15 protein-coding genes are annotated in these 22,661 nt (G+C 46.8%); all 15 read right to left on the reverse strand.

Annotation, left to right across the window (positions count from 1 at the left end; genetic code table 11):
* Positions 1-222: 222 nt before the first annotated feature.
* The 15 genes from ACE3K2_RS26085 to ACE3K2_RS26155 all read right to left on the reverse strand — a co-directional run bounded on the left by ACE3K2_RS26085 (position 223) and on the right by ACE3K2_RS26155 (position 22,551).
* Positions 223-2,085: an adenine deaminase gene (locus ACE3K2_RS26085; RefSeq protein ID WP_421896973.1), complete on the reverse strand. Its 1,863-nt coding sequence runs from the start codon at positions 2,083-2,085 to the stop codon at positions 223-225.
* 313 nt (positions 2,086-2,398) lie between these two features.
* Positions 2,399-4,774 (reverse strand): RNA polymerase recycling motor HelD, encoded by a 2,376-nt coding sequence (gene helD, locus ACE3K2_RS26090; RefSeq protein ID WP_421896976.1) that lies wholly within the window; start codon positions 4,772-4,774, stop codon positions 2,399-2,401.
* A 245-nt stretch (positions 4,775-5,019) separates the two neighbouring features.
* Positions 5,020-5,511 carry a pyridoxamine 5'-phosphate oxidase family protein gene (locus tag ACE3K2_RS26095; protein ID WP_421896979.1) on the reverse strand — a complete coding sequence of 164 codons (492 nt, stop codon included), beginning with the start codon at positions 5,509-5,511 and terminating at the stop codon, positions 5,020-5,022.
* A gap of 147 nt (positions 5,512-5,658) precedes the next feature.
* Positions 5,659-6,726, reverse strand: coding sequence for an FUSC family protein (locus ACE3K2_RS26100; RefSeq protein WP_421896982.1), 1,068 nt, complete (start codon positions 6,724-6,726; stop codon positions 5,659-5,661).
* 297 nt (positions 6,727-7,023) lie between these two features.
* Complete coding sequence (locus tag ACE3K2_RS26105) at positions 7,024-7,695, reverse strand: HD domain-containing protein (RefSeq protein ID WP_421896985.1); 672 nt, start codon at positions 7,693-7,695, stop codon at positions 7,024-7,026.
* Position 7,696: 1 nt separating this feature from the next.
* Positions 7,697-9,136 (reverse strand): NAD-dependent malic enzyme, encoded by a 1,440-nt coding sequence (locus tag ACE3K2_RS26110; RefSeq protein WP_315936401.1) that lies wholly within the window; start codon positions 9,134-9,136, stop codon positions 7,697-7,699.
* Positions 9,137-9,342: 206 nt separating this feature from the next.
* Positions 9,343-11,415: a beta-galactosidase gene (locus ACE3K2_RS26115; RefSeq protein ID WP_421896988.1), complete on the reverse strand. Its 2,073-nt coding sequence runs from the start codon at positions 11,413-11,415 to the stop codon at positions 9,343-9,345.
* A 52-nt stretch (positions 11,416-11,467) separates the two neighbouring features.
* Positions 11,468-12,550, reverse strand: a complete 1,083-nt coding sequence (locus ACE3K2_RS26120) for a glycoside hydrolase family 53 protein (protein WP_421896991.1) — start codon at positions 12,548-12,550, stop codon at positions 11,468-11,470.
* 32 nt (positions 12,551-12,582) lie between these two features.
* Positions 12,583-13,461, reverse strand: a complete 879-nt coding sequence (locus ACE3K2_RS26125) for a carbohydrate ABC transporter permease (protein WP_091032085.1) — start codon at positions 13,459-13,461, stop codon at positions 12,583-12,585.
* A 29-nt stretch (positions 13,462-13,490) separates the two neighbouring features.
* Positions 13,491-14,381, reverse strand: coding sequence for an ABC transporter permease (locus ACE3K2_RS26130; protein WP_339303067.1), 891 nt, complete (start codon positions 14,379-14,381; stop codon positions 13,491-13,493).
* A 189-nt stretch (positions 14,382-14,570) separates the two neighbouring features.
* Positions 14,571-16,262 (reverse strand): sugar ABC transporter, encoded by a 1,692-nt coding sequence (locus tag ACE3K2_RS26135; protein WP_421896995.1) that lies wholly within the window; start codon positions 16,260-16,262, stop codon positions 14,571-14,573.
* A 123-nt stretch (positions 16,263-16,385) separates the two neighbouring features.
* Positions 16,386-18,014 carry a response regulator transcription factor gene (locus tag ACE3K2_RS26140; RefSeq protein WP_421897000.1) on the reverse strand — a complete coding sequence of 543 codons (1,629 nt, stop codon included), beginning with the start codon at positions 18,012-18,014 and terminating at the stop codon, positions 16,386-16,388.
* Positions 18,015-18,086: 72 nt separating this feature from the next.
* Complete coding sequence (locus ACE3K2_RS26145) at positions 18,087-19,841, reverse strand: sensor histidine kinase (RefSeq protein ID WP_421897003.1); 1,755 nt, start codon at positions 19,839-19,841, stop codon at positions 18,087-18,089.
* Positions 19,842-20,141: 300 nt separating this feature from the next.
* A complete protein-coding gene (locus tag ACE3K2_RS26150) occupies positions 20,142-20,840 on the reverse strand; it encodes a hypothetical protein (protein WP_421897005.1) in 699 nt (232 codons plus the stop codon).
* A gap of 181 nt (positions 20,841-21,021) precedes the next feature.
* A complete protein-coding gene (locus tag ACE3K2_RS26155; RefSeq protein WP_421897008.1) occupies positions 21,022-22,551 on the reverse strand; it encodes an ABC transporter substrate-binding protein in 1,530 nt (509 codons plus the stop codon).
* Between the last annotated feature and the right edge of the window lie 110 nt (positions 22,552-22,661).

Genomic DNA, 22,661 nt, shown 5'->3' on the forward strand with positions numbered 1-22,661 from the left:
ACTATATTTCGGGAATTCGTAGTTCTGTATGTATAGTTCAAAAGTCACAATTATTCACTATATTCTAAATCAACCCTTTTTTCAGCATGACTTCAGTCATTATTGCCATATGTGCACTAAGCTCCAGAAGACCTAGAGAGCGGTTTCTTCCAGAATGCACAAAAAAACCGCCCTAAGGCGGCTTTGCATGGTTCTCCATTTAATAATGCTCTAACAACATTTTCATTCATTACCCGATAGAGGAGCTACCGGGGTACCGTCCACTACTTCATCGAAAAGGGAAACCAGTTCAATCCCTTCTGCCGAGATCCGCACAAGCCCCTTGTCGGACAATCGTAATTCTGGAATCACAACCAGCGCGAGCAAGGAAAGGGTCATGAACGCATTGTTCAACGTACATCCTGCCGACTGTAAAGCTTCACTGATTGCTGCCGATTGGGCTGCAACGACTTCGAAAGGCTCGGTTGACATCAAACCTGCAATCCGCAGCGGGAACTCAGTAACGCCTGCTGCCGTTACCACGGCTACCCCACCTTGCATGCGAATGACACGGTTGCCGGCTTCAGCCATCAGGGCATCATCATTACCGATAATCAACAGGTTGTGACTATCATGAGCCACCGTCATCGCAATCGCTGCAGGTGATGTGAAGCCGATGCCTCCAACAAGAGCAACCGCCCGATTCCCGGTTTGTTTGTGGCGCTCCAATACCGCAATTTTGCATACTTCCCCTGAAGTTGAAACTACAACCTTGCCGTTCTCTACCGTGACAGGCAGGTGTTTCTCCTTCGTATCCACATGGTTCTCTGTCACATGAATGATTTTGGCACCAATCGTACCCTCTGTAATCGGTGCAGCCAACTCCAGATCTTCTGGCTGAATAGTAGCTTCTAACTTCACCGTGTTCAGCGCTTCCTCCGGGTACGTGAAGCTGTCCCAGACCGCTGTCATTTTCCCGTTCTCGGCTACTACTTGCCCGGCAGCAATTGTCATGCCCACACGTACATCCGCCAGTCGGCCGTCCAGCAGAATAATATCGGCTATATTGCCCGGAATAACCGCACCGATGTCGCGCGCTACACCGAAGCGCTCAGCTGTGTTAATAGTGGCCATCTGGAAAGCCGTGACCGGCTTCACACCTTGGGAGATTGCGAGACGAACAACAAAGTCCATATGTCCTTCTTTGAGCAGGGATTCAGAGCTTCGGTCATCGGTCACCAGCATCATCCGGCGTGTATCCAGTCCAAGCTCGGTACAAGCTTTGATTGTCTCAGCCACATCATGCCATGCCGAACCTTGGCGCATCTTCGCATACATCCCGAGTCGCAGACGTTCGACCACATCTTCCTTGGTCACACATTCATGATCACCTGTAACCCCACTCGCGGCATACGCTGGCAGACGCCAGTCATCGGCAGCCCAGGTAAAGTGACCATCTGCCACTTTACCTGCCCGAAGGGTCGCCTGTATCTCACCAATCATCGTCTCGTCCCCGTAAACGACGCCAGGGAAGTTCATCACTTCACCAAGACCAATCATGTCCGGCCCCCAGGAAAGAGCCTCGGCTACCTCTTCAGGCCCGATATAAGCGCCTGTTGTCTCCAGTCCTGGATGGGTGGAAGGCACACAGGAAGCCACCTGCATGTAAGCAGCCATCGGTGTGGTCCGCGCTTCATCCAACATCAGTCTCAGACCTTTGAGACCAAGCACGTTAGAGATCTCATGCGGGTCAAAAAAACCTCCAGTTGTGCCTGAAGGCAAGACCGCTCTCGCAAACTCGGTTACTTTCATCTGTGTACTTTCAATATGGCAGTGTCCATCCAGCAAACCAGGAGCGATATACTTCCCGTTTGCTTCAATAATCCGGGTATGTTCTCCGATCGTGTGGCTTACATCTTTACCGACATAAGCGATTCGAGCTCCCTGTACAGCTATGGACATATCAGGCAAAATTTCACCCGATATCACGTTTACCAGCGTACCTCCCCGAATGACCAAAGTCGCCGGCAAATCTCCCCGTGCTGTAGCGACCAGATCCGGTACACAATCGGCCATAAGTGGCCGTTCAAAAGATAATTTGTTCATATTGTTGCCTCCTTTAATAAACGATCCCAAAAAAAATATATTGTTACGATTATATGAGTCCGGACCTCATGTGTAAAGAAAAATCACATCCATTGTGCTTGAACACAAATTATGAAGTCATATTTATCCACGGGACCCAATCCTTACGAGATCACGTTAGGTATTTTCATTCCATACGACCACCTATATGGTTGTAACCTCAACATGTATACTTTCCTGGCAAGTTAGCTTCTTCCCGATATATGTATCATATACATAAAAGGCTCCCGTTCCATCGAACGGAAGCTCTTTTTACGCATATGAACTTGTTATGTCAGTCCACCTGTGCAGCAGATACCTTGTCAAGATCATACCATTCTTCCGACTGGGTGGTAATGAACGGACTCGGTGTGCCCACACAATAGACATGCAACAGATGCATCGCTCGTGTACAAGCCGTATAGAACAATTTGCGTTCATGTTCCTGGGCATACTGCTTCGCAGAGCCGTCATGGATCAGCACAGCATCAAATTCCACACCTTTGGCCAGATACGCCGGGATGACATGAACACCCTGCTCAAAAGCCAGCGTCGTTTTCTTGATTAACTTCGGTGCTGTGGGAAGCACCTTACTCAATGCAGCATGTACGTCTCTGCTCTCCTCGGCGGTCTTGCAGATAACTGCGACTGATTCATACCCTTCTTTAATCAAGTGCTGAAGGTCTGTCGTGATAACGTTCATATGCCGCTCGGCATCAGAAGAAACAATCACTTTAGGCTTCTCGCCACTACGATTAAATGGAATAATCTCTTCTCCACCAGGCACCATGCCACGGGTAAACTCCACGATCTCCCGGGTAGATCGATAGCTCCTGGTCAGCTCAATCACTTCCGTATTGTCTGGACCGTACAGATTAGTCAAAGGTCCAGTTCCACTAAGCACGGAGGAGTGGGCATAGATTGCCTGATTAAAGTCACCGAGTGCTGTTATTTTCGCACGCGGGAACAACCTCTTCATAAATGCCAACTGAAACGCAGAATAATCCTGGGCTTCATCAATAATGACATGACGGATATTGGAGTTAATATGGAATCCTAGCATCAACTCACGCAGATACAAGTATGGCGTAATATCTTCATATGCCAGTTCCTGAAGCTTCAATCTGCGTAAAGTCATCTTACAGATTTCATCCCATTGAGCAGGTAGCGCTTCGTCACCAAGCAGTCGTACCATCTGAGCCTCATCGTTGAACAGATGTGCATACAATTGTCTTATATCAACGAATCGTAAGGACTTGATCCATTTTCGCAATGGTTTGAGTCGGTCACTGACCACCATACGTGCCAGAATTTCTCTTTCCTGCTCGAAGTCATTAAACGTATGGGTCTTTCCTTTTTGCTTGCGTTTCAAGCGCTGATAGGCACGTTGCAGATCCTCTGGCTCCATCAGATCAAGCTGTTGATCGACCCAAGGCGCATCCAGTTCACCTTTACCAAAGGCAGACAGTTCTTTCAGCATCCAGTCCCGCAACATTTCCAGTCGACTCACCAGCTTAACAGACGACTCGAAACTGTAGAACTTCTCAGCCATAGCCTCCGAGGTGACAATCGCACGGCCCTGGAAGCGAACCGGCTTAAATTTCATCCCGCCTGACAACATGCTTTCCTTATAACGCGTAATGACTTTCAGGAAAGATTCGGATGACTTGAAGCGAATGCTGGACATACGAACATCGTAATCGGGATCTTGCGTCCCCGTAAGTACATATTCGAGCTGAATAAACGGATCTTCCAATTGATATTCACGACCCAAACGGCGCTCCAGATACTCCTGGAAAGTCGTTTGCAACATGTTTTCCTCCCCTAGCTCAGGCAGTACCGTAGAGACATAACTGTTGAACATTGGATTCGGTGAAAAAAGAACCATCTGATCCGCTTGCAGATGCTCGCGGTATTTATAGAGAAGATATGCCACACGCTGGAGCGCTGCGGATGTTTTGCCACTGCCGGCTGCGCCTTGCACAATGAGCATACGTGTCCGGTCATTACGAATAATCCGGTTCTGCTCCTTCTGAATGGTCGCTACAATACTCTTCATCTGTGCATCCGAAGTTCGACTGAGCACAGCCTGCAACAGCTCATCACCAATCGTAACCCCAGTGTCAAACATAAAACGGATACGTCCGTCCCGAATGACAAACTGCCGCTTCATTTCTATATCACCGCTGATCTCTCCGCTTGGTGTATGATATGTGATCGGGCCAGGTGCTCCGTCATAATACAGGTTAGAGATCGGTGCACGCCAGTCGTAGACCAGAAAGGATTCTTCCTTCTCATCCAGCAACGATGCAATACCTAGATAAATGCGTTCTGCATTTGGATACCCATCTTCCTTGAAATCAATGCGGCCAAAATACGGTGAATGATGCAGTCGTTTCATTTTATCCAATGCAGCCGCTGTATTCAGATGGCTGCGCTCCCGATCGGACAGCACCTGTGACTGCTGCCGCATGCTGGTTGAAGTCTCCCCGACATCATCCGCTTCACTGAAGTTCATTGTAACTTCGTCCCAGAAGTCTTTTCTCATGCCAACCACTTCGTCACGGAAGGAGCCTACTTCATCTTCTAACGTTGTGATCTTGCGTTCAATCTGATCGGTCACCGTATTGACCCGTTGTTGTTCCTCATTCCACTGCTGCTCTGTACTCATATGTTAATAGCCCCCTCTTTCCCCGGATTGTGTCCTCAAAATCCCATTTGACAAGCCCGAAAAGGCAATGGTATAATTATTAGAAAGTAAACATTTTAATTATATGTTAATTAGTTCTAATTTTCTGAAAACCATTTTTTATTGTACCAGTGACAACGTCCCGATGCAAGCGGAGGCGTTTTTTGTTGTTTTCTTCCTCATTATTACCCAATCACCGGTTCCTCAACTGATAATACTACTCATGCTTATTTTCGTAATTCTTCAATCGTCTCTTTCCAGCGTGTAATCGCTCCAAGTTCATCTTTTAATTGAAAGGTTATGCCTGAAGTGATCTCCGCATAAGGCGCGTGATCCACACGTATATGGAGCACTTGTGCTTCAAAGCGATCTCTCGGATGAACAGCACCCTTCATCTCAGGCAGTCTTTCTACTTCTATACGGATATGCAACAATCGCTGTCCTTGAACCGCAATCAAGGTAGCCTTGCCTGTTTTGCTCATGTTCATACTCGTCTGTGTACCCTGCCATAGAGCCAGTCTGAGCTGATGCGGACTTAACGCAACCACTTCCCCCATACTAATCATCGCCTGATGCGGCCACTCATCCTCAGATACGGTCAGCAATTGCATGGCTTCATGCTGTTTATGCTCCAGATTTGTCCCACTCAACCACTCCATTAGTTCAGCGTCCAATTTCTCTATAATCATATCTCTATCCCTCAGTTCGTAAATATTCATTCATGCCATTCATCCCTATGTATGACAAAACAACCCGGACACGATGGTCCGGGCAATGTTGTAGTTCCATTGTATCTGATCACGAAGCAGATACGCAATTCGCATTTAGAGGTTGTTCAAAAGTCTAATTTTGATTTCGAATCATGCCTAAGGCCACTTGAGCCAATTCAAGATTTTATCCTGTGATTCTTTGTCTTCACTGGAGCTATGCACATGTTCGGCAAGTCGATTCAAACGTTCCAACTGATATCCGTAATCATAGATCGCAGCAGCCACGATGGACAATCGTAACATCCCTTCCTTGTTGATATCAAACTGGGTGATCGCCTGCTCCATGAAACGGTCATTATCCAATACAAACTGTGCGGCCTCTTCCCCATTAGGTTTCAGCTTATCCTCGAACTTAAGCAGTGCATGCTCATGGAATTTGATCACCAGTTCAAGATGTGAATCAAAAAACTGATCCATGGCCGTTGTCCGTGGTGCCTGGAAATAGTGGCGTTCCACCGAATCCAGCACCTCATACCCTTTTTGCAGACTCAGCAACATTTGTTTGTAGACCACCATCTGCCGAGTTTCGCTGAATTTCGAACGTTTCATCTTTTTCTGTTCCTCTTCGAACAAGTTATACTTGTCGGACAGAGACTTGATCGAACCGCCCAGGTTGTTTTTCTCCTCGCGGAATACCACTTCTTTGATCTCATCCGAGATCGAGGTTCGCAGAAGCAACGACATACCACTGAAGACACTATGGATCTGCTTCACGAACTGAATCTTTGGTTTCGGAGGAAATACCGTAATATTAATAAGAAACGCCGATACAATACCAACCAGTGTCAACAGAAAACGATTGAGTGCAAAATGCCAGTCACCTGAAGCTTCCATAATGGATACAACCGTGACCAGAGTCAGACCAACCGTCTCACCCATATTCAATTTAAGACAAATCATGATGACGAGCACGATAATTAATCCAACAGCGATTGGCTCATTGGATAACACCATGCCTCCCACCAGAGCCACAATAGCTCCGAGCGTGGTGGTCTGCAGCTGATCCAGGAAATATTTCCAGGAACGATAGATGGAAGGCTGCATGGCGAATATAGCCGCGATTGCGGCGGGCACGGGAGATTGCGGGTTCAAGAACAGGCTGCTTAGGTACAAGGCAAGCGTGACCGCAATCCCCGTCTTAAGTACACGTGCACCAAACGACATGGTGTTGACCCCTCCTCTTTACCGAACCTGAAATTTTACATGTGATGATCATTTTCATTATTACCCCATATTTCTTTTTTTGCCTGAATTCATTCAGGAGAACGATTTATTGTACCATGTAAGGTCTTCCGTTGCCATGTCATAAGTCAGAGGTAGTATGAGATGGTTTCATTTATGTATGTTAATACACATTATTAACCCAAAAAGAAGCAAATCTTCAAAATGGATTTTCACCACTTCAAAGATTCGCCTCCGTTACTTGGTATACGCTGTGGAACGCATGCTTATTGTGTCTGCTTAGCGGTCCGTGCCCTCCCATTCCCTTTTGAACTGTTCCACGAACTGCTCCATATAATCATGTCGCTGTTCCGCCAGTTCCTTGCCGTAGGAAGTATTCATCAGATCCTTGAGCTTAAACAACTTCTCGTAAAAATGATTAATCGTTGTGCTGCGCCCATTGCGATATTCCTCACGGGTCATCTGCTCCCGTGGGGGAAGGGACGGATCGTACATCTCGCGCCCTCTGGCCCCCGAAAAGGCAAAGGTTCGCGCGATCCCAATCGCACCCAGTGCATCCAGTCGATCCGCATCCTGTACAACCTGTGCTTCAAGCGAACTGACTGCAGGACGCTGGCCTCCTGCATAGGAGATGGTGCTAATAATACCGACAACCTTATTACGTATATCCGGGTCAAGAGGCTGGGTATCCAGCCAGTCATTCAGTTTGGCCATCCCGGCTTCCAAGCTCTCATTCAGCTTCTCATCCGGTACATCATGTAATAATGCGGCCAGTTCGCAGACATATGGATCTGCACCCATGCGATGAGCAAGTTCGACCGCAAGTGCAGTCACCCGTTCGATGTGTGGCCAGTCATGACCATCACTATGCTTGGAAGAGTCACCTTGAACAAAAGATCGGGCGGCTTGCAGAACAGCCTCTCCTGCTGTTATTCCATCTATTTCTGACATCTTACGATTCCCCGCCTTCACGGGCCTGTTCACGAGGAATACGTCGTGCGACACCCGTTTTAACAGCGGCTTCAATTACGCGACTGCGCATCGATTTGACCACTTTATCATTGAACACACTCGGAATAATATAATAACGTGTACGTTCTTCGTCCGTGATGGCCGAAGCAATCGCTTGAGCCGCTGCCAGCTTCATTTCTTCATTAATTTCGGTGGCTCGGCAATCCAGAACCGCCCTGAAGATGCCTGGGAAACATAACACGTTGTTGATCTGATTCGGATAATCGGATCGTCCTGTTGCCATTACCGCTACAATATCCTCCACCAAGGCAGGCATGATTTCAGGTACCGGGTTTGCCATCGCAAACACGATTGGATCTTCTGCCATGGTCTGCACATCTTCACGCGTTAACAGATTCCCGCGGGACAGGCCAATGAACACGTCAGCTCCACGGATGACATCACGCAGCGAGCCAGTTTCCAGTTCCGGGTTAGTACGAGCTGCATAGTCGCTCCAGACTTCATTCTCATAGGTTTGTGTCCGTACTATCGCACCCTCACGATCGACACCTATAAGCCGGCTGGCTCCCGCAGACAATAATATGTTGCTGCATGCTACACCTGCTGCACCGATACCACAGACCACAATCTTCACATCTTCAATGGATTTGCCCACCAGTTTGAGCGCATTGATCAGACCGGCATATAACACAACCGCTGTGCCATGCTGGTCATCATGAAACACCGGAATGTCCAATTCCTCATTCAGACGACGTTCAATTTCGAAACAACGCGGTGACGAGATATCCTCCAGATTAATGCCGCCAAAACCAGGTGATATCGCTTTCACAGTACGTATGATTTCCTCGGTATCCTGTGTGTCCAGGCAGATTGGGAAAGCATCCACACCCGCAAACTGTTTGAATAACATCGCTTTACCTTCCATGACGGGCATCGCTGCACGAGGACCAATATTACCAAGTCCTAACACTGCACTGCCATCCGATATGACGGCCACTGTATTCCGTTTAATCGTCAATGAGAAGGCTTTGCCGGGTTCTTCTGAAATGGCCGAACATACACGAGCCACATCCGGGGTGTACACACGTGACAGATCTTCCCGGTTGTGAATCGGGGTTTTGGGTGTTACTTCGATCTTACCGCCCAGATGAAGCAGGAACGTTCGATCCGATACATTAATAATGGACACACCTTTAAGCTGGCGCACCCCTTCTATAATTTTACTGTTATCTTGCGCATCTGTAACAGCGACCGTCAAGTCGCGTACGCTTACATCCTGATTGGTGGAAATCACGTCGATGGCAATGATGTCTCCCCCAGCTTCCGAGATGGCCGAGGCCACTTCGCCAAACTTGATATCCTTAGTTGTCATTTCCAGTCGAATAATGATGCTGTTACCATCCAGATTTCTTTGATTCATTTCCATTCCTCCCAGACTGAAAGTCTTGAGTTACAAGTTACCTGTTTGTCTTCGCTGCGCGGACACGTTTATCCTTTATCTTGTCCAGAAAAAGTGGTTCAACCGCCAAATATATAAAATAAAAAAGATGCCCTGAACACCAATCTCAGGCGTTCAGGGCACTCTTTGTCTATCTTAAATCTTTATAAAGTAAGGATGAACCTATATTATTTCCGGGCAGCCGGTCTGCGCAGGACACAAATGTCATATGGATTCAAGCTAAGACTTGATTCCACAGCATCACCACTGAGCAGATCCGTGTAGGACTGTCCGTCCAATTCAACCCGCTTCTCATCGGGTGTGTAGTTCTGCACAAACACATAATCAGCAGTGCCATCTGTACGGGTATGTGCCGTTGTTCCGGCAGGCAGCTCTGTTTCAAGTCCACGCTCAATGTTCAAGTCAGTGATTAGCTTAGCATAGAAATCATCATAGAATGGTGCTTTCAGACGTGTCGCCACGTAGTATGCTTTCCCTGAACCTAACTGGTTAACCGTCAATGCCGGGCGTCCGGCATAGAAGTCAGAACGGTACGTAGCCAGGGACTTCGCGCCTTCCAAATGGATCAGATCACACAGTTCAATTGCATCATATGCTGCACTGAGCTGGAGCTCATTACCCTGCTCAGGGATAATTCCGTTCAGATCACGATCATGTAATCCGTCAATTTCCTCGGACCAGATGCCAAGTGTCTTCCGCAGTGGGCCTGGGAATCCACCCAGGAAACACAGATCGTTTTCGTTTACAATACCAGACCAGTAAGTGGCTACAAACGTACCGCCTTGTTCTACGAACTTCTCAATGCGTTCGCCAACACCTTCACGTACCAGATAGAGCATTGGAGCAATCAACAACTTGTACTTGGACAGATCTGCATCCATATCGATAACGTCTACAGCGACTCCTTTTTTCCAAAACGCTTCATAATGCTCTTCCACCGTCTGCTCATATTTCACACCGATATTACGCGGCCCCTGTGAATCGTTAACGGCCCAGCGGTTTTCCCAATCAAAAATGATTGCAACTTCTGCCGGAACCGCTGTTCCAACAATCGCTTCCATGCCTGTAAGAGCCGTACCTACGTCGGTCACATCCTGGAACACGCGAGTATGTTCCGTTCCAACGTGGTCTACCACCGCACCATGAAGTTTCTCACTGGACCCCCGGCTCTTTCTCCACTGGAAGTACTGAACACTATCAGAACCGTGTGCTACAGCCTGGAGAGAAGAAAGCAGATGCATGCCCGGTTTTTTCAGCTTGCTGACGTCTTGCCAATTCGTCGAACTTGGCGTACTCTCCATCAGCAAGAACGGCTGACCGCCTTTGATGGAACGAACAATGTCATGCATCATTGCAATTCGGGATGCCTGTTTTGCGTCGTCATCTGCATCATGCCAAGTCGGATAACTGTCCCAGGAGAGGAAATCCAGAATGTCCGCGAACTTCCAATAGTTCAGACCGCCATAGAATTCCATCAGGTTGGTTGTGACTGGCAGATCAGGATTCTGAGCTTTCAAAGGTTTCGTTTCATGCACAATAAAATCAGCTGTCTGATCCGTAACGAAACGGCGCCAATCCAGATTCATCGCGTGAACCTGTGTCTCACCGTGTGGAGCTGGAGATTCCACTTGACTCCAGTCTGTAACCGTATGGCTCCAGAATGTGGTCCACCACGAATGGTTCAGTTCATCAAGGGTTTGATACTTCTTCTGAACCCAACCACGGAACGCTTCCTGGCAATAATCACAATGACAGTCTCCGCCGAACTCGTTCGAGATATGCCAACCGATTACAGCCGGATGATCCGAATAACGTTCTGCCAGTCTTGTGTTGATCGCAGTAACCTTCTCACGGTATACCGGGGAAGTATAACAATGGTTGTGACGGAAACCATGCAGATTGCGAACACGATTCTCGGATACACGGAGCACTTCCGGGTACTTCGCGGACATCCAGGCAGGTCTCGCACCACTTGGTGTAGCCAGGAAGGCATAGATGCCATTCGCTGCAAAACGATCCAAAACCTGATCCAGCCATTCAAACGTGTATACGCCCTCTTCCGGCTCAAGAGATACCCATGAGAAGATACCAATGGACATCACGTTACACTTGGCAAGCTTCATCAAGCGAATATCTTCTTCCAACACTTCAGGATAGCGGAGCCACTGCTCCGGGTTATAGTCTGCGCCATGCAACATGTGCGGGGCTTTGGAACTTACAGGTGGAAATTTGTATGTCATAAGGACAACTCCCTTGCTTTTTGAATTACAATTTTTATTGAATACAACGATATTACACGTATGTCACGACGGATTCTTCTGCAGCAGCCAGCGCTGTAAACGATTCCAACTTGCGACCTTTAAAATCAAACATGGTGAGGTTGCCCCAGTTATTCGGATGTCCAACGGACCATTCTTCTTTGCTTGGTATCCAGGCAGGTTCCCAATAATAGAATCCGTGCCCCAAACCACCAGGAACTTCACGGATAATCTGCAATAGATCCTTCAGATATTGGGTCTGTCCCTCTACACTTGCAGGGTATCCTGGCAACAACAATTCTTCTTGATTCAAAATCCATTCCTTGCCTTCCGGCTGCTCCAGCGTCCATGGATAAGCGGTTTCAACGACATTGATCGGCTTGCCATAACGCTCAGCCAGATCATGAAGATTATCACGTAACGCATCAAGCGTGCCATGCCACCAAGGGTAATACGAGAGACCAATGATATCGAACTCCACACCCAGCGCTTCAAAGCGATCATAAAACTTGCGGCTCTCGGCGTTATCTCCACCACGATCAATATGGATCATGATCTGTATATCCGGGTCAACGGATTTGACTGCAGCAATTCCGTACTTTACAAGGCCTGCAAAACGCTCCCACTGTTCATCCGTATCATGCTCTTCTCCACCGACACGCCCCTCATCCCATAACATGCCTGGCGTAATCTCGTTACCGACCTGCACCATGTCTGGAAGCGCATCGTGTTCCTTCAACGTTCTCAGAACATCAGCCGTATACATGCATACCGCACGTTGAAGCTCTTCATAGGACAGATTCTCCCATGCTTTTGGCTTCCATTGGTTGGCTGGGTCAGCCCAACGATCAGAGTAATGGAAATCAAGCAAAAATTTCAAGCCCTGCTCCTTGATCCGTTTGGCTACCTCCACCGTCCGCTCCAGATTGCAGAACCCACCAACAGGATCATTCCAGATTCGAAGTCGTATCGCGTTCGTGTCATTGAACTTCAGGATGGACAGCAAGTCTTGTTCCTTGCCATCCACATCACTGTAACTCCCGCCATGCTGTTCGATCTCATCCATAAAAGACACATCCATTCCCAGAACGAATGTCTTTTCCGTCAAATTGCTCACTGTATCAACCTCCATTAATTTGGGGTACAGGCTCAGCCTTTAACTGAGCCCAACGTCATACCTTTGACAAAGAAACGTTGCAGGAAAGGATACACAATCAAGATTGGTGCACTTCCGATGAAGATCTGAGCTGCTCTTACCGTCGTTTGAGAGAGAGCTTCCATTTCTTTTGGATTCATGCTCATGCTACTCATATCACGTCCAATAATGACCGTTTGCATAAAGGTAGCAAGTGGGTAATCCTTCGCGTTATTCATGTAGAGCAATCCATCAAACCAGGAATTCCAGTGGAACACCATACTGAACAATGCAATGGTTGCAATGGACGGCATCGAAATGGGAAGGAAGATACTGAACAATGTTCTGAAGTGGTTAGCTCCATCCATCAGCGCCGCTTCCTCCAGCTCTTTTGGAATACCGCGGAAGAAGTTCAGCATCAGGATGACAAGGAAGGTGTTAACCGCCCCCGGCAGTACCAGTACCCAGAAGGAATCCATCAATCCGATCTTCTGGATAACCATGTAGAATGGCACCAATCCCCCGTTGAAAATCATGCTGAATACGAAAATCCAGGAGTAAATCGTTCTGCCTTTGAACTCACTATTCTCTTTGGACAACGGATATGCCGCCAGGAACGTAATCAGCAAGGTGATAGCTGTACCGATCACTGTACGTAGAAGTGAGATCCAGAGCGAGTTCAAGAAAATTGGATTGTTCATCGTTTTTTTGTATGCCTCAAGGGAGAAGCCTACGGGCCAGAGATTGACCAGATTGGCATCGGCAGCAGCCTTTGTACTAAAGGATACTGCGAGTACGTGAACCATCGGTATGATACACATGATGGCAATCAGAATCAGAAAGCAGGTATTGACTATATTAAACACGCGATAAGGCAAGGATTTATGATACATCGTGGTCCCTTCTTTCTCTGTTCATTCGATTAGAATATGCGGTATCCAGCGTATTTTTTGGCTAAGCTGTACGATACAAGAATCAAGATCATGCTAATGACCGATTTGAATAATCCGATCGCTGTTGCGAAGCCCATCTCACCGTTTTGCATCGCAGAACGATATACGAAGGTATCTATGATGTCACCCGTTTGATATACGAGCGGGTTGTACAGGTTGAAAATCTGGTCAAATCCGGCATTCAGAACGTTACCAAGTGCCAGTGTTCCCACAACCATCAGCATCGGTACAAGCGAAGGAATGGTAATGTGCAGTGTCTGTTTCCAGCGTCCTGCTCCGTCAATCTCCGCTGCTTCGTACAATGCTGGATTAATTCCGGCAAGGGCAGCCAGAAAGACAATCATGTTATAGCCAAATTCCTTCCACACATCTGTCAGAATGACCGTAGATCGGAACCAGCTGTTGTCTCCCAGGAAGAAGTACGGCCCGAGTCCAAAGGTCCCCAGAACCCGGTTAACCAAGCCGCCTGTTGACAACAGATCAATCAAAATCCCGCCCAGAATGACCCAGGACAAGAAGTGAGGTAAATAGACAAGTGTTTGAATCGTTCGCTGTATAGCCATCTTGCGAACCTCATTCAAAAGAATGGCAAAAACAAATGGAACAAATAGATTAAAAATCAGTTTAAGCACAGCAATAATCAATGTGTTCCAGATAACCTGTAAGCTGTCTTCACGTTCAAACAAATATCTAAAGTTGTCCAGCCCGACCCATTCAGAACCGCTAATTCCAAGCCATGGCTTGTAGTTCTGGAATGCCATAATGATCCCGCCCATAGGCACATAACTGAAGATGATCAGAAAGACGATCGCTGGCAGCAGCATTACGTGGAATGGCCAAGTACGTTTCAAAGTTCTCATGATTGCTCCCCCTGTATTTCTTCCTACTCAAGTACTCCCTGAGTGGCTTATAATGCGATTATATCAACCTTTTACAGGGTCCAAACAGCACATAAAAGCAATATAAATGGCACAAATTCAACCACTTTGCCTCAGCTTGAATAAACATAAAAAACGCCCAGACGTTATTCGTCTGGGCGCTGCTTAACACTATTTTTTCACACCGTCATACCACGCATTGACCTCTTGTGTGATTTGATCTCCACCACCGGATTTCCACGTTTGTACAAATGTATCAAACGCATCAGCCGGATTTTTGCCATAGATAATTTCGTTAAATGCTTGATTCTCGATTTTGTTCAAATAGTCCAATTTGGATTTCATTGTCTGCGTTGTTGGACCTGTGAACATGTTCTTGAAGGAAATTTCTTCTTGGCTCAGCAACACTTTCGCTGCTGCTGGTGTTTCTTTACCGTAATTGACAGCAACATCTTTCTCAAGCTTCGTTTCAGGCTCTTTGCCATCCGCCAAGTTCAGAAGTGCTTTCATCTGGGCATCTGGAATACGCGCACCGTCGCGCACAAGCAAATAACGTACAACGTTCACGTATCCGCCTTCGATCTGGTCAATCGGCATTTGTTTTCCATTTTCATCCAATTGGTAGTCATAGCCTGCAAACAGACCGTTATCATAAGGGCTGCCTGGTGCCGGATCTGCATAATTGTCGAACAGGTAGTTCTGGTACGTAAAGAATGCTTCTGGGTGTGCCATATCCTTTTTGATCAATGTAACACCATTAACGAACTGTGTTCCGTGACGCATCGCTTTTCCTTCAGGACCGGTAGGAATTTCAATCGGTTTCCATACCGCACTCGGTACATTTTTCACTGTATCAAGAAGTGGCCATCCACTCATCCAGTAAGGTCCTGGAATAATACCTGCCGTTCCTGCAACTGCTGGCTCTGCTGTTTTGTTCTCATCCCATAGCGCTGCTTCCTGCGGGATATATCCTTTTTTGAGCCATTCGCTCAATTTGGTCAGACCTTGCTTCATGCCTGGATTGATGGAGCCATACTCCAACTTGCCATCCGCATCCAGATTCCATTGTTGAGGCAAGGTGCCATATGCACCAAAGATCCAGGATACATCTCCCATCCATGTGTTCATGGATGTTTTGAAACCAACGCTGAGCGGAGTGACTTTTTCAGGAGCCAAGCCGTCCGGGTTATTGTTTTTGAATGCTTCCATAACGGTTTCCAGCTCATCGATTGTTTTTGGAGCTTTCAGATTCAACTTGTCCAGCCAATCCTGGCGAATCCAGAGCAAGTAATCATTGTTGTATGCGTAGTCCAAAACAGGGATACCCATTCTTTTGCCATCACGACTATATTGGTTCCAGACGTTAGGATCTTGCTCCATCGCTTTTTTCCATGTGTCTGAAGCATATTTGTCGAACAGTGGACCGACTTCTTCGTACATGCCAGAGTCGATTAAGTCTTGAGCGACGAGATTGTCAGCACTCCCGATCGTCACGATATCCGGCATTTCCTGTCCGGAGGACATAGCCAGACGAAGTTTGGTTGCAAACGCACTGTTGGTGTCTGTTACAGACCAGAGCGCGCTGATATTAATCCCGAATTTTTCCTTGGCCCACTTGGTAGCCACGTTATTTTCCATGGATTCACCATTTTTAAACTTCAGCTCAGGATCGATTCCCCATGCTGTTGTAATGGTTACTTCCGGATCATACTTTTCTTTGTATTCGTTCTGGGTTCCAGATGTACCTGGTGTTGCACTATCTCCGCCTCCACTGCCTCCTGAACATCCTGCAAGAACGACAGTTAGACTTAGCGTTGTAGCGAGAAGCGTCAAGAATCTCTTTTTCGTTGATTGCGCTCTCATGTTGTTCCCCCTCAAATCGTTTTGGTTACCCTTTCATTATAGGCTGACCAGGCCTTTGAGCCTATGATACGAAATCAAGATTTCTGCACCTTTGCCAACCTATATTCTGGAATGTTGTTGTAATTATGCCTGATCCCGAAATTCATTGGGTGTCATACCATAGTGTTTTTTGAACATTTTGCTGAAATATTGCGGATTTTGATAACCAAGTTCACTCGTAATCTCGTATATTTTTTTGTTGCTATTCTTAAGCAGATACAGAGCACGCTCCATGCGCATACGAATCATGTAGTCCCCAAGACCTTCCCCTGTCTCTGCCTTGTAAATTTTCGATAGATATACGGGATGCAAATATACCTTGTCCGCAATCATCTTCACGGACAGATCCTGTCCAGTATCTCTTGTAACCAGTTCCTGAACCTGCTTGATGACATGTCTACGGCTCTGCACGCCCTCCTGATCGGACAACTCTTCCTGAAGCTTCGCCAGCATCTCGGTGGCCCAACGCCGCAGCTTCTCGGGTGATTGAATCAACTGATGGGCAAGGAGCAAATCGAATCCCGCATGATCAATCTCATGCACCAGATGGCCCTGTTTATGGGCGATATACATGAATGCATTGGTTACCGACAGATACATCTCATACACATGTTCTCTGGATAATCGTACCTGTTCTGCCGCATCAAAGACCGTGTTCAGCTTACGCGCCGCCGCTTCCCATTGCTTGGTCTCAAGCAATTGCGGAAGCACAGGCGGTTTGTACAGCTCTTCAAGCGCCTGCGTTGCATCATTCTCCGGTCTTTTGCTGAGTGCCTGATCCATGTCCATATATATAATCTTGTGTTCTTCCGGTCCGGAAAGGACAAGGGAACCCAGACTTTTTCGATAAGCTGCTGTCAACTCATTAAAGGGAAATGACGGTGTAACTACCATGGACAGATCTCCCTGTAAATATCGAATGACATGCTCACGGAAAGTTTCGGCTGAGATTCTCAACGTCTCCAAGTCCATCTGCGGAGCTTCGATCTGTTCTTGATTTTGCAAAAACATCACCAGACACTCATGGGGTCCGCGACCAAACCACACATTAAATTGTTCGCCGAGCACTTCCTCTGCAATATTACCTACCGCAAAATCCATCAGGTCCAGAGACTGCTGGTCCATTGATGAGAAGCGCCCTGTAAGGCGAATCAGCATCATTACAGCCGATTGTTCCGGGTCAATATGAATCTCATATTGTTGCAGTTGTTCCCGAAGTGCCCGCGCCGTGATCTCACGACCCAGCAGCAGATCATGCATCAGATTTTCCCGTAAAATTTTATAATCAGACTTCCGACTGTATAAGAGCCGGTGATATTTATCGAATTCATCCCACTCATCGCGAAGAGATGTGATGGCTGCCGACACGGAGCTCATAAATTCATCATCATTTACAGGTTTCAGGATATAATCCGTAGCCTGCAATTGAATCGCTTTCTTCGCATAAGTAAAATCACTGTGACCGGTCAGCAAGATACAGCGAATGTGGGACCAACGTTTGCTTACTTCTGCAATCAGATCCAGTCCGGACATACCAGGCATGCGAATATCGGTCACCACGATATCCACTGCATTTTCCTCCATAATCTCCAGCGCTTCTTTACCCGAAGCGGCACGAAGCACAGTCGTTACTCCAAGCTCTCCCCAGGGGATCGTAAGTTCCAGACTTTCTGTTACATACGTTTCATCATCTACCAGCAGTATATCTATCAAGCCAGTCACTCCCTATCTCGTTCATTCTGCAATTCATTCAATAATTCATCATGCTCCAGACATTTCAGAGGCTCATCCTTCGTTCTCCAAAAGCAATTCCCGTTCAGCAGGCCACGACAGTGTAACCCGTAATCCACCAAGTTCCGATTCCGTTATATCAAGCCCTGCCTGCTCCCCATATCGAAGCTGGAGTCTCTGATTCACATTCCACAAGCCACAGCCCATCTCCTGATCCATTGTTCCCCTGAGCTTATTCAGAAGCGCCTCACGTGCCTCCTGTGTCATGCCTTGCCCATCATCTTCCACCACAAGAACCATGACGCCGCCCTGTTTTTCCCCGGATACTCTTATTTCTCCGGCTTCCGCATCCGCTTCGATGCCGTGAATCACCGCATTTTCCACCAGTGGTTGCACGATGAGTGGCGGTACCTCCTGTCTTAACATCTCATCAGACAGATCAATCTTGTAATGAATCCGGTCCATACGCATCCGCTGGATCTCCAGATAACAGCTGACAAATTCAATCTCTTCTGTCAACGGCACCACGTCCCGCTCCTGTCTTGTCGTATACCGATAATATCGGGAGAGGTTATGCGACATCGCTACAACGGCGTCCATACGCTTCAGCTTCGCCATACTCGTAATGAAGGAGAAACAATTATAGAAGAAGTGCGGATTAATCTGCGATTGCAGCTGCTTCAACCGGGCTTCACGCACATGAATCTGTTCCAGGTAAACGTGTTCAAACAACTGCTGTATCTGCTCCACCATCAAGTTGAACCGTTCAGACAGGAAACTGAATTCATTGCGGCCCTTCGGCTTAATCCTCACTGAATAATCTTCCTGCTTCAACCGCTGGAACCCGCGAATGAGTTGTTTCACTGGTACCTGCACCTGCACATATAACAAGTACGCCACACCAAAACTCATCAACAACAAACAAATCATGGAAGAATAGAAGAGCATGTTTGATTGATGAATAGGCTTCAGAATATCTGACAGGGGCATGTAATCCACCAAATACCAGCCTGTTGTGCTGGATTTCACGGTATTGACCATGTAGGGCTCGTTCCCGATCACTACTGTACGATTATCAACGTCCTGAAGTTCATGGGCGGACAGTTCTTCCATCAACTGATTCGTTAATGAACGATCTGAAGTCCGATTATAGATAACCCCCGACTCTTCCCGGAAGTAGAACGGATCATGTCTGCCATCGTCCTTGAATTTGTCGAGCATATCCCGAATGTTGTCACTATCAAACTCCAGTTTAATAATCGTTTCCGCATTATTAGCCGGGTCTTTAATACCGTACGGAGATACCGTAATCCAGCTAAACATGAACCGATCATCTTCCCCATCCTGAATTTTGCGTACATCCCAGCCGGAACTGATATTCTCCCTTAGCGCTTGTTTATCGTAAGAACGTGCATCCCTTTCGGAGACGACCCTGCCCAGCGAAGGAGAGTACAGATATAACTTCGTGGCCCAATTGGATGAGCTTTCCTGAATACTTAGCTTATTCTGAATACGTTTGACCAGATTGATTGCATCCAGGTCAAAGTAGTTACTATCCGCATAGATTCGCCGGAAGCTGGCAATATCCGGATCATGTATGAGCAGATTCGGCCATGAGGATAACAGTTCGATGTGTGTGTTCACTTGATTTTGGAAAAACTCAAGCTGGTTACTATTCGATCGATTCAACTCATCTCTGAGAACAGCTGTTGTTTTGTGATTGGAGTACCAGTACAGAAGCACTACAGGAATCAGCATAATCAGAATAAGAATGACCATTTTGGAAAACAGATTTGTCCGATATGACATCTTTTCATCTCACCTTGTCTTAATTTGTCGTGACATTAATTGTAATGATGTAAGCGGTAAAGACAAACTATTTTTTTGAGACAAACCGATTCATTATCTAGCGTAAGCGTTACCAATTCAAGGGGGAAGGAGATAAAACCAATATTTCTGCACTAATTGCAACTTTCACGCACAAAAAGAGCCAGCGATTCGCCGGCTCTCCACCCTGATTTCAGTATATATTGTATATCTTTCTATTCAACTCAAACCTTATTTCACTTCTGTTTATGTAATTATTCTTTTTTTCTATAAAAATATCAACTATGGAATATCGTAATCAAACACGGTATTTGCTCCATCTACGCCTACATCCAGCACAATATCCATAAGTTTCCCACTGACGTACAGAGGGGATTCTGCTTTCCCGTAAAACTCCAACGTACCTGTAAACGTTCCATGGCGTTCAATCTCAACATGTACGGGTCTTAATTGGACAGACTGTAAAGCTTCCAATAGGGGATCGTCCTTAAACTTATAACTGCGTGCGAGATCAGGTAGTAACACGGCGGATACGGAATCTCTGCCGTAATTTTTGAGTGTCAGATCACAGGTTGCTCGAGTCTCACCCGTTTTCAACACGTTAAAGGTACAAGAGCTTTCATTTTGCACATAGGATACCGCATCTACACCTTTAGCACCCCACTTGGCTATATACATGAATTTATCGGTCATGTACGAGTAACTGAGAACAAGAGCAAGGACAACAATCCACAACCCTTTTGCAAGTGCCGGAAACGAACGACCAATCTCTTTGCGAGTAAGATAAAAGCCGCAGGCGAAGATCCCCAATCCAAGGAAAAGTGTGATATGCACACCACTTAAATACGATGTAGTATACGGTGATATACCTATGGCTGACAGTATTGTATCTCCAACAGAAAAACCAAGATGATGGTTAAATGTAAAGATGATAGCAAAAAGCAATAAAGCCCCAGAGAACACAAGTCTGGTTCTCGACACACGAACACCCCCAATCAACCACCTGATTATATCATATTTTTCCTAATTATGATTAACAATCCAAATCAAAAAAACAACAATAAAAAGAACGTCTTCGGTTGTTCACCGAAAACGTCCTCCATATTTGCCACCGACAAGAGCTTGTAGGAACACAAGTCTCTCCATCATTGCTGATGATCATTTACTTCTCGGCAAGGAATGCATCGAGTTGTTCCTGTTTGGCAGCAATAATTTTATCAATTCCAGCTGCTTTCAGTTTCTCCAGATATTTCGGAATCATCTCATTCGGATCAACAGCGCCCGATGTCATACCCGGCTTGAACTGTTTGTTCACGTTGTTGACCGCAGCAATTTCATTTTTGACAGATTGGCTGTTGAATGTAAAGCCCAGTGCAGGTGACTTCACACCTTTGGCGTTAAATTCTTTGAACTTCTCCCACTTCTGCGGATCTTCATTATCCCAGAGGAAGTTCAGGAACTGGTTACCAAGCTGCCACTGGGCACCTGGGTTGTAGGTACGACTGTTGGCATCAACACCTTCAGGGAGAGTGATGATATTATCCTGTCCGTCTTTTTTCACATAATGGGTGCCTTCAATTCCGAAGTTCAGCAAATTGTTAATTTCCTTGTCGGAATGCAGCAGGTTAATGACCTGCATCGCTTTCTCCGGTTGCTCGGAAGAACGTGAGATCGCAAGCATTGCTCCAGATGCATCACCCGTCGTGATTGTCGGCTGTGTCATCTCAATCTGAGTCAGTGGGAAGCCCACATACCCTTCTTCTTCTTTATCCTTGCCTGGTTTCATGCCATCTGTCCAGAGAAATGCTTTTCCAGCCTTCGCCTGGTCTTTCGGGAACACATTGGACGTAGCCGCATCACTGTTGATATATCCTGCTTGATACCACTTGCGGGCGAGTTCAGCCGCTTCCTTGAATTCAGGAGTCTCCACTTCATTCAGCACTGTTGTTCCGCCTGCCGTTTTGGAGATCACTCCAGGTACGGAAGCGTCACCGAGATAATCCCAATCCAGATTCTCCAACAGCCCGTTACCATTGGTGTTGGACATATAGAACGGTGTAATGCCTGGTTCGTTTTCCTTGATGGTTTTGAGCAGTGGCTCCAGATCAGCCCATGTCTTTACAGCTGTCAGGTCCAGCTTATACTTGTCAGCCAGATCTTTACGTACCAACACACCACGTGTGGCTGCGAGTTCCTTATTCGTAGGAACGCCATAATTCACGCCGTCCACCTGGGAACCTTCCAGAAAGGCAGGGTCCAGGTTTTTCTTGATATCCTGACCATGTGCATCAAGCAGATCATTCAATGGCAAGAATGCGCCTTTAGCTACATTCACCGTGTAGTTCTGCCAAGCTGCTGTGAAGATAATGTCTGATTTTTCACCTGAGGAGATCATGAGATTCAGCTTGTTATCCCACTGACCCCAGTCAACCGCATTGATCTTAAGTGTGGCCCCGATCTTTGGTTCCATCTTTTTGTTAATCTCAGCTTCCACCAGAGCGACATCCTTCTGTGGTGTCCCTGGGTAGAAAAGTGTCACTTCATAGGGTTTCCCCCCACCTTCACTTGCTCCTCCGCCTTCTGTGCCAGGTGTTGTTGTTCCACCCTTGTCTGATGAGCACGCTGCCAGCACCAGGCTCAGCGCCATAACCGTTGCCATCACACGTGGCCATACCTTTAATGATCTAACCAATTGAACCCCTCCTGTCATGTGTTGAACCCTACAACCGATTTCCCCAATTCACAATGAAACCTGTAACCACTTCTGTATATGCCCTTTCAGTCCATCTTCATTTACCTTGC

This window comes from Paenibacillus sp. (assembly GCF_048976745.1).
Classification (GTDB): Bacteria; Bacillota; Bacilli; order Paenibacillales; family Paenibacillaceae; genus Paenibacillus.

Bases quoted from the DNA above. Each gene is read 5' to 3' on its own strand.
- ACE3K2_RS26145 (WP_421897003.1), bottom strand. From the start codon at position 19,841: ATGTCATATCGGACAAATCTGTTTTCCAAAATGGTCATTCTTATTCTG.
- ACE3K2_RS26130 (WP_339303067.1), bottom strand. From the start codon at position 14,381: ATGAGAACTTTGAAACGTACTTGGCCATTCCACGTAATGCTGCTGCCA.
- helD (WP_421896976.1), bottom strand. From the start codon at position 4,774: ATGAGTACAGAGCAGCAGTGGAATGAGGAACAACAACGGGTCAATACG.
- ACE3K2_RS26135 (WP_421896995.1), bottom strand. From the start codon at position 16,262: ATGAGAGCGCAATCAACGAAAAAGAGATTCTTGACGCTTCTCGCTACA.
- ACE3K2_RS26085 (WP_421896973.1), bottom strand. From the start codon at position 2,085: ATGAACAAATTATCTTTTGAACGGCCACTTATGGCCGATTGTGTACCG.
- ACE3K2_RS26115 (WP_421896988.1), bottom strand. From the start codon at position 11,415: ATGACATACAAATTTCCACCTGTAAGTTCCAAAGCCCCGCACATGTTG.
- ACE3K2_RS26110 (WP_315936401.1), bottom strand. From the start codon at position 9,136: ATGAATCAAAGAAATCTGGATGGTAACAGCATCATTATTCGACTGGAA.
- ACE3K2_RS26105 (WP_421896985.1), bottom strand. From the start codon at position 7,695: ATGTCAGAAATAGATGGAATAACAGCAGGAGAGGCTGTTCTGCAAGCC.
- ACE3K2_RS26100 (WP_421896982.1), bottom strand. From the start codon at position 6,726: ATGTCGTTTGGTGCACGTGTACTTAAGACGGGGATTGCGGTCACGCTT.
- ACE3K2_RS26095 (WP_421896979.1), bottom strand. From the start codon at position 5,511: ATGAATATTTACGAACTGAGGGATAGAGATATGATTATAGAGAAATTG.
- ACE3K2_RS26125 (WP_091032085.1), bottom strand. From the start codon at position 13,461: ATGTATCATAAATCCTTGCCTTATCGCGTGTTTAATATAGTCAATACC.